Below are 12483 nucleotides of genomic sequence, written 5' to 3' on the forward strand. Positions count from 1 at the left end.
CCATGCCCATGGCAAATGACCCCTATCAGTCCGAAGATCGCTTCGCGCTTTCGGGCGTCGCCAGCAACGCGTTCGAGGCCACGCCCAGCAACACGGTCGATCTGCCGGTCGGCGTCAAGGCCGTCGACATCGTCAACCGCGACGCCGCCTGGCAGCGTGTTGATCTGGTGCCTGTCAATTCCCTGCCGCCAACTGCCGATGGCGCCGCCGCCGGCCGTGTCGTCCAGTTCTGGACCCCGCCCAACTCCATCCGCCCGGTGCCGATGCGCGTGCAGCGCGTGATGCTGGCCAACCTCGGCGCCAATGTCACCGTCATCTGCTACACCGACGGCAACAACGTGGCCGGCACTATCTGATGACCGACGCTGCTGTCCTTGACAGCAAGTCACAGTTTGCCGTGCGTGTCGGCCGCAACCCGTCGCAGGTGACGCGCTGGATCGCCAAGGGCCTGCTGACGGGCGATGCCCTGGTCGGCACCGGCACCAGCGCGCGCATCAATGTCGCCGAGGCGCTGCGCCAGTTGAGCAAGAAGCTCGATCTGTCGCAGCAGTTGGCGCAAGCCCACCCCCTTATCGGCCTCCCGACTGCCGCCGCCCCTGACCCGACGACGGCGGCATCTTCGGTGACGCGCGCCCCGGCTGCCGCCCCCTTGGCAGCCGGGGCTGATGCGCTGGCCGATGCGCGCAATGAACAGATCGAACTGCGCAACGCCAAGCTGCGCGCCGATATCGAACGCGGCGCCCGCGAAGATGCCGTCGCATCCGGCCAGCTGGTCGACATCGGCGCGGTCAAGCGCGCGCTGGGCCGGCAACTGCAACCGCTCGCCACCGTGTTCGACCAGGTGCCGGCCGCCGTCGCCAAGCCGCTCGCCGAACAGTTCGGCCTGCCATATAACGAAGTGCTGATCGCGGTGCGCCACGCGATGCGCCATCAGCGCCATCAGCTGTCCGAAACCCTGTCCAGCATGGCCGAAGGCACGGCCGCCTGATGCTGCACGAAGCCGCCTCTTTCCGTCATCCGCCCTATGCCGATGCCGATGCCCTGGTGGCCGACGCCATTGCCGCTGCATTGCGCCCGCCGCCGCCCGTCGATCTGGTGGCCTGGACATCGCGCAACATCATTTTCGGCCAGAACGATCCGTTCCCCGGGCCCTATGATTTCGACAAGTTCCCGTTCTTCCGCCGCCTCCTGGCGGTGTGCGGCCCCGAAGATCCGGCGCGCACCATCACGTTCCGCAAAAGCGCGCAGATCGGCGGCACTGTCGTCGGCGATGCGTTCCTGCTCGGCCTGCTCGATCTGTCGCCGGCGCTGTCGATGTGCGTGCATCCCACGCTGCCGCAGGGCCGCGCCTGGGTGAACAACAAGGTCAAGACCAAGGTGCGCGCCAGCGTTGGCCTGCAAGCCATCCTGTCGTTCGACAATCCCAAGGATGCCAAGGCGACCGAACTGCTGTTCGAACGCATCGACGCGCGCGGCGGCGTCATCGTCACCGGCGCCAATTCCGCCGCCAGCCTGTCGCAACACACCGTGAAATATCAGCATCAGGACGATCTGTCGAAATGGCAAAACAATGATGCCGGCGACCCGGAAACACAGGCCGACAGCCGCAGCCAGGCATTCGAAGATGCCAAGGTTCTCAAGACCGGCACGCCCATGGAACAGGGCAACTGCCGCGTCACCAGCGCGTTCGAGGCCGGCAGCCAGGAACATTACCATGTGCCCTGCCCGCATTGCGGTCACGTCCAGGCGCTGGAATGGCCGAACCTTCAGGCCAACATCGATGCCGCGCTGGCCGCCGACACGCCCGCCACCGATGGCGCGTTCTTCACCTGCGCCAGCGGCAACGGCTGCGTCATCGAAGAAAAGCACCGCAGCTGGATGGTCGATCCGGCCAACGGCGCCGCATGGGTCGCGCACAACACCGCTGCGCCGGCCACGCGGCTCAGCTTCCACCTGTGGACGGTCTATGCACCGCTGATGAGCTGGTCGCGCGTTGCCGAGGCCTATGTCACCGCCAAGGGTGACCAGGCCAAGGATCGCGCCTTTTTGAACGACGTGTGCGGCATCGCCGTGCAAACCGCCGGCGAAGCCCCCGACTATAATGTTCTCCACGAACGCGGCAGCGCCGCCGGCATCGACCGCGCCCGCGTCGCGCCGGGCTATTATTACCTGTTCGCCGGCGCCGATGTGCAGGCCAACCGTGTCGAGATTGGCATCTGGGCGTTCGGCCCCGATCTGCGCCGCCACCCGGTCGATCACATCGTCATCGCCGGCAGCATCGCCGGCGCCGAGGAAGCCGACGTCAAGGCCGAGCTGGACAAGCTGATGGCGCGCAGCTGGCCCGATGCCTGGGGCAAGCCGGTAACGCTGACCGCCCTTGCCATCGATGTCGGCTATGAACGGCAAAAAGTGCTGGACTGGGTCAAGCGTCACCCGCCGAGCCGCGTGACGCCCGTGGTCGGCAGCAAGAACGATCACGCTGCCGTCATCGGCGCGGTGCAAACCAAGGAAACACTGGCCGGCGGCAAGCGCCGCCGCGCCGAACGCATCGTCTATGAAGTCGGCGCAGCCCAGCTCAAGGCATTCCTGTACGGCGATTTGCGCAAGACCGACCCGATGACCCGCGCTGCCGTCGCCCTGGTGCGCGGTTTCTCGCTGGATTGGTATGAACAGCTGACCGCCGAAGTGCGGCTCGAGGTCGAGGACAAGCGCCACCGCAAGGCCTGGCGCTGGGACGTGCTCAAGGGCCGCCGTAACGAAGTGCTCGACTGCGCCGTCTATGCCCATTGGCTGGCCGAACTGCGCGGTTGGAAACGCATCACCGCCGAGCAATGGCAGACCGTCGCCGCCAACATGGACGGCCCCGGCCGCGACACGCAGGGCGCGCTGTTCAGCGATGCCCTGCCCGACCAGGTCGCCGCCGCGGCGCCGGGCCCGGCTGCCGTGCAACAGAACGAAACCCCGCCCGCATCATCTGCGCCGCGCCGCGCCGAATCCGATGCAGACGATTATTGGAACAGGTTCAGCTGATGGCTTTCACCCAATCAGACCTTGACGCGATCGACCGCGCCATCGGCTCGGGCCTCACCAGCGTCAAATATGCCGATGGCAGCACCGCCGCCTATCGCAGCCTGGATGAAATGCTGCGCGTGCGCGACATGATCGCCGGGCAGGTGGCGCCTACGCCGCGCGCGGCCGGCGTCAACCCGCGCACCGCCTTGGCGACGTTCGAATGAGCTTTCTTGATGACATCATCGGCGCGTTCGCGCCCGGCATGGCCCTTGACCGGGTACGCGCCCGCATGGCGCTGGACAAGCTGCGCGAATATGAAGCCGCGCGCCCCGGTAACCGCCGTGTCGAAAGCTGGCGGCGCCGCGATGCCGGCCCGCAGGGAGAAGTGGCGCGCGGTGCCAGTGATGTCCGCCGCCTGGTGCGCGACCTGCTGCGCAACAATGGCTATGCGACGCGCGCCCACCGCAAGCTGGTGTCGGCAACCATCAGCACCGGCATCACCGGCGCCGTGCTGGACGCCAAGGGCCGCCCGGCATCGGCAGCGCTGCGCGATACCTGGAACCGTTATGTCGATGAGGCCGACTGGTGCGGCGAACATGACCTTTACGGTCTGCAAATGCTCATCGCGCGCGCCGTTTATTCCGACGGCGAAGCGCTGCTGCGCCGCTATCGCACCAGCTTTGATGCCAACACCCGCACGCCGCCGTTCCGCTGGCAGGTGCTCGAGGTCGATCACATCGACGCCGGCAAGTTCGATCTGGTGCGCGGGGCCGCCGACAATGGCTTCATTGATCGCGGCATCGAATATGACGCGCGGGGCCGCAAGGTCGCGCTGTGGCTGTATCCAGATCACCCGCAGAACCTGACGCCCTATCTGCGCAGCCGCTTCGAATCCGAACGCGTGCCGATCGGCGAAGTCGTGCAGATCTATGACACGCTGCGACCGGGACAGGACCGTGGCGTCTCGATTTTCTCGCCGGCGATCATGCCGCTGAGCGACCTGGCCGATTACCTGACCAAGGAAGCAATGCGCAAAAGCATCGAGGCGGCGCTGGCGGTGTTCATCACCACGCCCGAAAATCCCGATCAGGGCGGCCTGACGCTGGGTGCCGGCGCCGGCAGTGACGCCGCCAGCACCGACGGCGCCGGCAATACCCTGTCGCGTCTGATGCCCGGCATGATCACCCGGTTGAAACCCGGTGAAGCGGTCGACCCCGGCCCGGTGGCGCCCGTCGGCGATATGTCGCCGTTCGTGCAGCAAATGGGCTTTCTGGCGGCGGCCGGCGTCGGCGTGATGTACGAGCATATGACCGGCGATTTTCGTAACGTGAATTACAGCAGTTTTCGCGTCGGTAGCTTCGACTTTGGCCAGTTCATCGAACAGCAGCAATGGCTTGTGTTCGGTCAGCGCATGTGCCGCCCGATGGCGCAGGGCTTTACCGAAGGCGTGGCCGCGCTGGGTATCAGCGGCGCCGCCGGCGTCAACCTGCGCTGGACGCCGCCGAACCCGGTGGTAAGCCCCGACCCCGAAAAGGACGCCCGCGCCGACAAGCTGCAAGTTGAAATGCTGGTCAAGGCACCGTCGGAAATATCCGGCGCCCGTGGCTGGCAGCACGGCGAAATGCTGGAACGCATCGCCGCCGACATGCTTGCCGCCGACGCTGCGCTGCCGCCCGGCAGCCGCAGCACCGCAGATCCGCGCAACCCCAAGGCCGGCACCGCCCCCGCGCCCGCGCCCAATCAGGAGAACCCCCCCAATGCCTGACACCCTGGCACAGCCGCGCACGCTGCCGACGCAGCAGCGCAGCCTGACGATCCGCGCCGACACCTTCGATCCGGCCACGCTCGAGCTTGAAGTGGTGGCCAGCACCGGCGCCCGCCGCACAATGTTCGATTGGGACCGCTGGCAGCAGGTTGACGAAGAACTGGCGATCGATGCCACCGCCATCCGGCTCGACCGGATGAACAACGGCGCGCCGGTGCTGAACAGCCACCAGTCGCATGAACTGGAAAACCAGATCGGCGTTGTCATCCCCGGCAGCACGCGGATCGAGGGCGGCCAGTTGCTGGCCCGCGTCCGCCTGTCGCCGCGCGCATCGATCGCCGATGTCGTCGCCGACATTCAGGCCGGCATCATCCGCAATATTTCCGTGGGCTATATCGTCCATGAATACACGATTACCGACCGTCCCGGCGAGCGCCCGCTGATGCGCGCCACCGACTGGGAACCGGCTGAAATTTCGTTCGTGCCCGTCCCCGCCGATCCCGGCGCCGGCGCACGCAGCGAATCCGCGCAGGGCGGCACCCCCTGCATCATCCGCCGCGCGGCCATTGTGGCGCCGGCCAACCCGGAGGCAACCATGCCCGAAACCACCCCGGTGGCGGAAAACCCATCCGCTCCCATCGTCGCCCGTGCTGCTGATCCGGCGCCGGTTTCTGCTGTCACCCACGAACCGGCTGTCACTGGCACCGTGCTGCTCACTGCCGCGCGCAATGCCAACCTGTCGCAGGATGACATCGCCGCGCTTCAGGATGTCCATGCCGCCACCCCGCTGACGCGCACCGCGCTGATGGCCAACATCGGCGAACGCTTTGCTGCTCGTGACATCGCAGCGCCCACCAATGGCCGCGTGCAGGTCACGCGCGACGCCGGCGATACCGCCCGCGCCGGCTTTGAAGATGTGCTGCTCAGCCGCATGAATGCCCGCCACCAGATGACCGATCTGGGCCGCCAGTTCCGCGGCATGCGCATGATCGACATGGCCCGCGACATGCTGTCCCAGCGCGGCGCCGATGTCCGCACGCTGGTGCCCAATGAAATCGCTATTCGTGCCCTTGGCATGGGGACCAGCGATTTCCCGGCACTGATGGCCAATGTGCTCAACAAGCGCCTGCGCGATCAGTATCAGGAAAATCAGCCGACCTACATGCAGTGGGCACGCCGCGCGGCACCGCTGCCCGATTTCAAGGCGCGTTCCGTCGCGCAGTTGTCGGGCGCGCCCGATCTGCTGCCGGTGAACGAGGCCGGCGAAATCAAGCACGGTGCCTGGAGCGACAACGGCGTCAGCTATCGTCTGGCGACCTATGCCCGCAACACCACCATCAACCGTCACACGCTGATCAATGACGATCTGGGCGCGCTCGAACGCTGGGCCGTCGGCTATGCCGCCGCCGCCCGTCGTCTTGAAAACCGTCTGGTCTATGCGCAGCTGACCGGTGCCGGCACCTATGGCGGCGCGGATCTGTTCACGGTCGGCAATGCCAACCTTGCCGCCGCCGGCGGTGCCATCGGCGCCACCACTCTGGGTGCAGCGCGCACGGCGATGCGGGTGCAGAAAGGCCGGCAGCTCGAAGAACTGAACGTCGCCCCGCGTTACCTCATCGCCCCGGCGGCGCTGGAGCAGGTCGCGCTCAACTTCACCAGCGCCAACATGCTGGCCAATGCGGCCGGCAGCATCAACCAGTTCGCGGAAAACGGCCGCACGCCGCTGATCCCGATCATTGATGCCGTGCTTGACGGCGCCAGCGCAACCCGCTGGTATTTGGCCGCCGACAGCAGCCAGATCGACACCATCGAATATTGCTATCTCGAAGGCGCCGAAGGCGTCCAGCTGGCCAGCAAGGAACTGGGCGGCGTCGATGGCATCATGTTCGAGGCGCTGATCGACTTTGTCGCTGCCGCCATCGATCACCGCGGCCTGTACGCCAACCCCGGCGCGTAACCGCCGGCCACGCTTCCTCCCCAAGGAACCGACTGACGGGCTGGCAGGCAACTGCCGGCCCGTCGTCTTTTTCCGCCCAGCCCAGGAAAGGCTCAATCCATGCGCAATTACGTTCAGCCGGGTGAGATTCTCACCCTCACCGCTCCCTATGCCGTCACCGCCGGCCAGGGTGCGCTTGTCGGCGCCGCCTTTGGCGTTGCCATCAACGATGTCGCCAACGCCGCCGCCGGTGAATTCGGCCTCACTGGCGTGTTCGACCTGACCAAGGCCGCTGGTGCCAGCACCGGCGGCGCCCAGGGTGCCGCTGCGTTCTGGAACAACAGCACCCGCGTCGTCACTGCCGTGTCGTCCGGCAACACCCGCATCGGTGTGTTCGCCAACACCGTGGCCGATGGTGACCTGGTCGCCCGCGTCCGCCTCAACGGCAGCTTCTAAGCTGCCATGCCATCCCCGCTGCTCGCCTTGCGCACTGTGCTTTTTGCTACGGGTGCATCCGAGGTTGTTACTTATCTTGCGCCCGTCACGCCGTCGGACCCCAATCCCACGGCAATATCGGTCCGCATGGTGCGCAGCGGGGACATGGCCGGCAGCCTGTCCGGTCAGGGCAACCCCCTGACCGGCATCAGTTTTGAAATACCCCGCGGCGTGTTGCCGGCTGCGCCGCTGCAAACCGGCGCGATCACCGACACCGCCGGCACGGTCTATCGCATCACGCAAGTGACCAATCAGGACTTCACCAACAGCTTCGTCTGCGTGGTGATCCAGCAATGACGGCCCGGCGCGAATTGATCATTCAGGGCGTGCTGGCGGCGCTGGCCGCTGTGCCCGGCCTGGCGCTGCCGCCGCTGCGCCAGCCCAATGCCGACCCGACCAGCTACCCGGCGCTCAAGATCGACGATCTGGGCCACACCAAGCTGGAAAGCGACGCCACGCACAGCCTGTACCGCCTGCGCCTGATGGTGTCCGGCTATGTCCAGGGCGGCACCGAGGCGGCGACCGATGCGGCCCTGAACGAACTTTATGGCGATGTGGTGCGCGCCGTGATGGTCGATCCGCAACTCGGCGGCCTGTGCGACCTGATCGACGAAGGCGATCTCGAGCGCGAAGTGTCGGCGCTGTCGTCCCGTTCCACCGGCGCCATGGACCTGATGCTGTTTATCGAATTCCGCACCCGCACCCACAACCCCGATCTGATTTAAGGAGACATCATCATGGCTGACGGTCCCATCATTCTTGGCCGGCAGGAGGCAATCCTGTTCAAATTGCAGGCATCGCCCGGCACCGATGCCGCGCCAGTGCCGACGCTCGATGCGGTCCCGTTCAACCGGGGCACCTATTCCGACGGTGAAGCCACGCGGCTGATCGAGGCCGTGGAAGCGAGCGATGGCCTTGCCGCCGGCGCGCCGGTCATCGCCGGCCAGTCCGTGCCGATCAGCTTCACGTTCCAGCTCAAGGGCGCCGGCGCCGGCACCACCTACACCTCGGTGATCCGCCCGCCGCATCATGCCGTTTATGCCGCCTGCGGCCTCAAGCCGTTTTTTCAGGCGGCTGTGGCCACGACGCTGGCCACCGCCGGCACCACCACCGCCGCCACGTTGCAGACGCCCTATGTCGCCACGGCGCAGGCGTATCGCGGCATGCCGATGAATGTGACCGCCGGGCCGAATTCCGGCGAGGCGCTGCTGTGTTCCGATTATACCGTGGGCCGTGTTGCGACCTTTGCCGATCTGCTCGGCACGGCCATGACAGCGGCCTCCAGCATCGCTGTGCCGGCCAACTGGACCTATGCGCCCACGTCGCCGGCCGATGCCGCCGCCCGCGCCACCGACCATCCCGGCGCGACGCTGTACCGTTATGTCGGCGGCAAGCTGCGCAAGTTCATCGATGTGCGCGGCCAGATCACCATCAACGGCAATAGCTCGAACGTCGGCACCGCCACGTTCCAGGGCACCGGCACGTTCGTCGATGAAACCGATGCGGCGTTCCCGACCACGCTGGCCATCGCCGGCCATAGCGCGCCGCTGATCTTGCAGGGCAACAACGTGTCCGAGGCGTTCCTGATCAACCGCCGCCCGCTGGCCATCAGCCAGTTCAGCCTGGCCATGTCGGCCACCATCGAAACCCCAGACGATCCGAACACGGCCAATGGCTTTGGCGAAGCGATCATCGGCGGGCGCACGCCGCTGTTCAGCTGCGACCCGCTGCAATCGCAGGTCGCCACGCGCAACACGCTGGCCGATATCGTGGCTGGCAACCGCTACACCGGCGCGATCCGGGGCGGCTATACCGCCGGCAACCGCTGGGGCCTGACCATGCCGCTGATGCAGCCCGTCAGCCGTGCCGAGGCCGACCGGGGCGAAGCGCGCAGCGAAAACACGCAGCTGCGCGTGCTCAACCCCGGCAAGGATGCGCAGGGCCGGGACAATGACTTCGTCCTGAACTTCTCGTGATCCCGTCCAGTCTGGCCCCGATTCGCCGCACGCCGCCCTGGCGTTGCGGCGATGACGGGGCGCCGTTGCCCGGTGCCGTCACCTTTCTGGTGCGGCCCGGCACGGTTATCGAACGCGCCACGCTTGAGGCTGATCTGGCTGGCCCGCCGTACAATGCGCCGTCGGTGATGCGCCACGAACGGCTCGATACGGCGCTGGCGGCGGTGCACAAGCTGCTCGACGGCGAAGCCCGCGATCAGGCCGCCGAGGCGTTGCAGGCCGTGCGTGCCGCCTATGTCGCCGGCGAGGCCAAGGACACGCTGGATGATGACCATCAGCAGTTGATCACCGCGCTGGAACCGGGCCTGCGCCTGTGGCCGGATTATGCCGCGCTGCTTCAGGCCGAGGCCCGCCGCCAGACCCTGTTGCCCGTCGTGGCGGTGCAGCGGTTCCTGGTCGGGTGGGAGGGTATCGACGACGCGTTTGAACGTGACCGTTACGGGCTGGTCACCGATGCGTGCATGGCCAAGATCAGCAGCATCGATCTGACATGGCTGGGCTGGCAGGTCTATCAGATGCTGTATGCGGAACAGCATCGCCCTTTCTTGCAGCCGCCGTCGCCGTCCGGCGGGAACCGGCCAGTTTCCAGGGCGGGCGCAAGGCGCCGTTTGGCGGCGAAGGCTGGGACATCGGCGGGCGCATCTGGACCGAAAACCCCCGCCTGACCCTGCCGCCATGGGTGTGGCCGGTCATCGATATCTGGATGGTGGCGCGCACCCCCGGCCCGATGGGCGGCATGATGAAACTGTTGCCCTGCGGCGGCGCTGCCGGTGAACAGCCCGCCGCGCTGATGGACGCGCTCGATATGGTCGACGGCCTCATCAACCCGCCAAAGGACGACGCATGACAGGCCTTGCCGAACTGGTGTTCGATACCGCCGATCTGCGGCGTTTCGCCGGCCGGCTCGAGCGGGCTGTGCTCGAGGTCGCCCGCGACACGGTGCGCGACGAAGCGCGCAGCCTTGAACGGCAATATGAAAACGCCTTTGAGGCAGCGGGCGCCGGCAAGCTGTCGCGCGCCTGGGCCAGCGCTGTGTTCCCCAAGACCGGCCTGTCCGAGGCGCCGACCGGCACGGTGTTTCCCAAGGGCAAGGCGCGCACGCGCGGCGCGGTGCAGGCCTTTGCCGGCGGCGCCCGCATCAAAAGCCGCAGCGGCGATCTGCTGGCGATTCCGCTGCGCGCGGCGGGCCGGCGGTTCGCCGGGCGCGGCAAGGTGCCGCTGTCGCCGCGCGAATGGGAACAGCGCACCGGGCTGGAACTGTACCCGGTCAAGCTCAAGGGCAAGCTGTATCTGGCCACCGATGGCATCGCGGGCCGCAAGACGGGGCGGGTCGCGGTCGCCGCCACGCAGCGCCGCCTGGCGCAGGGCCGCGCGGTCAAGCGGCTGCTGATTTTCATCCTGCTGCCGCCGTTCGATTTTGCCCAGCGCGTCAATCTGGATGGCCTGAACGCCGCCGCACAGGCATCGCTGCCCCGCACGTTCCTCAATCGGTTTCAGGCGCGCGTCGATGCGCTGGAAGGGGCTGGCGGGGCGTGACGGATTGCATTATGACCATGGGAATGAACGGTGATGCGTTCCCAGCAAATGTGGCCCAGATCCCCGATGGGTCCGGCTACCGCCACGGCGCGCAGGCGCTGGCGTTCGTCGGCCTTGCCTGTCTTTTTATCGATGTGTCTGCCGGGCTGGCCTTTCTGGGCGCGTCCGGCATGGTCGCCCTGATCGGGCAGATCATCGGTTATCTGCACATTCTCGAGCGGCGCCTGATCGCGCTGCACCGGAAACCTTAGCACCAAACCTTAACCGGCACCCATGGCCCTGGCAGGAAACTGCCGGGGTTTTTCGTGTCATCAGGAGCCCCAATGGCATCATCGGCCGAAATCGGCGCCCGCATGACCCTGAACAGCCGGCAGTTCCTGTCGCAGTTCAGTGGCACCATCGACCAGGCGACGGCGCGCGCCCGTGACGGTGGCCGGCAGATCGGCGCGGCGCTGGGTGAGGAAGCCGGCGCCGGCCTGCGCAACCTGGCCGGCAACATCCCCGTCATCGGCTCCAGCCTGACCGCCCTGTCGGGGCCGTTGCTGGGTGTGGCCGCCGGTGTCGGCGCCGTGTCGGCTGCGTTCGCGCTGGGCATCACCGAGGCGGAAAGCTATGGCGATGCCACCCGCCAGCTTGACGCCGTGCTCAAGGCCACCGGCAACACCACCGGCCTGACATCGCAGCAGCTGCGCGACTTTGCCGACGAACTCGAGGGCAGTTTCGCCATCGGCGCCGAAGAAATCCTGAAGGCCGAACAGGTGCTGTCATCGTTTGGCGGCGTGGCCGGGTCCACCTTCACCGATGCCATCCGCCTCGCTGGGGATCTGTCGGCAGTTTATGGCGGCGATTTGTCCAGCAATTCCGAAAAGCTGGGCACGGTGCTGCAAAATCTGGCGCAGGGCAGCGTCGACGGGCTGTCCAAGGGCTTCAAGTTTCTTGGTGTCGCCCAGATCGAGGCCATCGAGGCGCTGGCCAAGTCCGGCCAGACCTATGAGGCGCAGCGCGCGCTGCTCGATGCCCTGAAAAACACAGTCGGCGGCGCGGGTGAAGCAAATGCCGGCGGGCTGTCGGGTGCGTTCTTCAGGTTGAAGGATGCGTTCGGCGATGGAGCGCGCCAGCTGGCCACCGACACCGGCGCCTATGAGGGCGCGATCGGCGCGCTGGATGGCATGACCAGCGCGGTCGAGCGCAACCTGAACGCGCTGGAGCGCATCCGCCGCGATGGCATCGGCACCGAATTCGTGCGCGAACTGCGCGAGCTGGCCGGCCTGCCCGTGGGCGCCGATGCGCCGCGCGTGGCAGCGGCAAAGCCGTTCACCGCCAGCGACCGGGCGCGCGTGGGTCTGGGCGGTGTCGATGATATCGCCGCCCGCGCCGCTGCCGACACGGCACGGGCCGAAGGCGATGCCGCCCGCGCCACCGAAGCGTTGGCGGCCGCCGCCAAGAAAGTCGCCGACGAACAGGAACGCGCCGGCAAGGCCGTGCTGGCGCAGGAAAAGGCGCTGCGCGACCTGATCGCCGATGCCGAATTTCAGGCCAGCCTGGCGTTCAAGACCAAGGACGCCGCCGAACAACTGCTGGCCATCCGCCGCGCCGAACGCGCCGTGGGCCGCGAACTGACAGCGCAGGAACGCGACCGGCTGCTGATCGCCGGCGAGCGCGCCCGCCTGGGCCCGGCGGGCGCGGGCGCCGGCGATCAGGCGGGGGCGCGCGGGGTGGCCCGC

At 67.1% G+C, this 12483-nt stretch carries 15 protein-coding genes; all 15 read left to right on the forward strand.

Going from position 1 to position 12483, the window contains the following annotated elements; translation table 11 throughout:
• Positions 1 to 2 precede the first annotated feature (2 nt).
• Positions 3 to 356 carry a hypothetical protein gene (locus RMQ73_RS11105; RefSeq protein WP_310498299.1) on the forward strand — a complete coding sequence of 118 codons (354 nt, stop codon included), beginning with the start codon at positions 3 to 5 and terminating at the stop codon, positions 354 to 356.
• Positions 356 to 988 (forward strand): hypothetical protein, encoded by a 633-nt coding sequence (locus RMQ73_RS11110; RefSeq protein ID WP_310498300.1) that lies wholly within the window; start codon positions 356 to 358, stop codon positions 986 to 988. Before RMQ73_RS11105 ends, RMQ73_RS11110 begins: the two co-directional genes overlap by 1 nt.
• The gene (locus RMQ73_RS11115; RefSeq protein WP_310498301.1) at positions 988 to 3030 is read left to right on the forward strand and encodes a terminase gpA endonuclease subunit; all 2043 of its coding nucleotides are present in this window, start codon (positions 988 to 990) and stop codon (positions 3028 to 3030) included. Before RMQ73_RS11110 ends, RMQ73_RS11115 begins: the two co-directional genes overlap by 1 nt.
• Positions 3030 to 3236: a phage head-tail joining protein gene (locus RMQ73_RS11120; RefSeq protein WP_310498302.1), complete on the forward strand. Its 207-nt coding sequence runs from the start codon at positions 3030 to 3032 to the stop codon at positions 3234 to 3236. The genes RMQ73_RS11115 and RMQ73_RS11120 overlap by 1 nt, the downstream gene beginning before the upstream one ends.
• The gene (locus tag RMQ73_RS11125) at positions 3233 to 4777 is read left to right on the forward strand and encodes a phage portal protein (RefSeq protein WP_310498304.1); all 1545 of its coding nucleotides are present in this window, start codon (positions 3233 to 3235) and stop codon (positions 4775 to 4777) included. Before RMQ73_RS11120 ends, RMQ73_RS11125 begins: the two co-directional genes overlap by 4 nt.
• Positions 4770 to 6734: a prohead protease/major capsid protein fusion protein gene (locus RMQ73_RS11130; protein WP_310498306.1), complete on the forward strand. Its 1965-nt coding sequence runs from the start codon at positions 4770 to 4772 to the stop codon at positions 6732 to 6734. The genes RMQ73_RS11125 and RMQ73_RS11130 overlap by 8 nt, the downstream gene beginning before the upstream one ends.
• 99 nt (positions 6735 to 6833) lie before the next feature.
• Positions 6834 to 7169 carry a DUF2190 family protein gene (locus RMQ73_RS11135; protein ID WP_310498307.1) on the forward strand — a complete coding sequence of 112 codons (336 nt, stop codon included), beginning with the start codon at positions 6834 to 6836 and terminating at the stop codon, positions 7167 to 7169.
• Positions 7170 to 7313: 144 nt separating this feature from the next.
• Positions 7314 to 7505 carry a hypothetical protein gene (locus RMQ73_RS11140; protein ID WP_310498308.1) on the forward strand — a complete coding sequence of 64 codons (192 nt, stop codon included), beginning with the start codon at positions 7314 to 7316 and terminating at the stop codon, positions 7503 to 7505.
• Positions 7502 to 7933 (forward strand): hypothetical protein, encoded by a 432-nt coding sequence (locus RMQ73_RS11145; protein ID WP_310498309.1) that lies wholly within the window; start codon positions 7502 to 7504, stop codon positions 7931 to 7933. Before RMQ73_RS11140 ends, RMQ73_RS11145 begins: the two co-directional genes overlap by 4 nt.
• 12 nt (positions 7934 to 7945) lie before the next feature.
• Positions 7946 to 9184 (forward strand): hypothetical protein, encoded by a 1239-nt coding sequence (locus tag RMQ73_RS11150; protein WP_310498310.1) that lies wholly within the window; start codon positions 7946 to 7948, stop codon positions 9182 to 9184.
• Entirely contained in the window at positions 9181 to 9888 is a 708-nt protein-coding gene (locus RMQ73_RS11155) for a hypothetical protein (protein WP_310498311.1), read from the forward strand. The genes RMQ73_RS11150 and RMQ73_RS11155 overlap by 4 nt, the downstream gene beginning before the upstream one ends.
• A 14-nt stretch (positions 9889 to 9902) precedes the next feature.
• Positions 9903 to 10070, forward strand: coding sequence for a hypothetical protein (locus RMQ73_RS11160; protein WP_310498312.1), 168 nt, complete (start codon positions 9903 to 9905; stop codon positions 10068 to 10070).
• On the forward strand, positions 10067 to 10759 hold the full coding sequence (locus tag RMQ73_RS11165) for a DUF6441 family protein (RefSeq protein WP_310498313.1): 693 nt from the start codon (positions 10067 to 10069) through the stop codon (positions 10757 to 10759). Before RMQ73_RS11160 ends, RMQ73_RS11165 begins: the two co-directional genes overlap by 4 nt.
• Positions 10760 to 10770: 11 nt before the next feature.
• Positions 10771 to 11010 (forward strand): hypothetical protein, encoded by a 240-nt coding sequence (locus tag RMQ73_RS11170; RefSeq protein WP_310498314.1) that lies wholly within the window; start codon positions 10771 to 10773, stop codon positions 11008 to 11010.
• A gap of 72 nt (positions 11011 to 11082) precedes the next feature.
• Positions 11083 to 12483: phage tail length tape measure family protein (locus RMQ73_RS11175; protein ID WP_310498315.1), on the forward strand; the 1401-nt coding region annotated here is incomplete at its 3' end.

It is taken from the genome of Sandarakinorhabdus sp. (genome assembly GCF_031430775.1).
In the GTDB taxonomy this organism is placed as follows: Bacteria; Pseudomonadota; Alphaproteobacteria; order Sphingomonadales; family Sphingomonadaceae; genus Sandarakinorhabdus.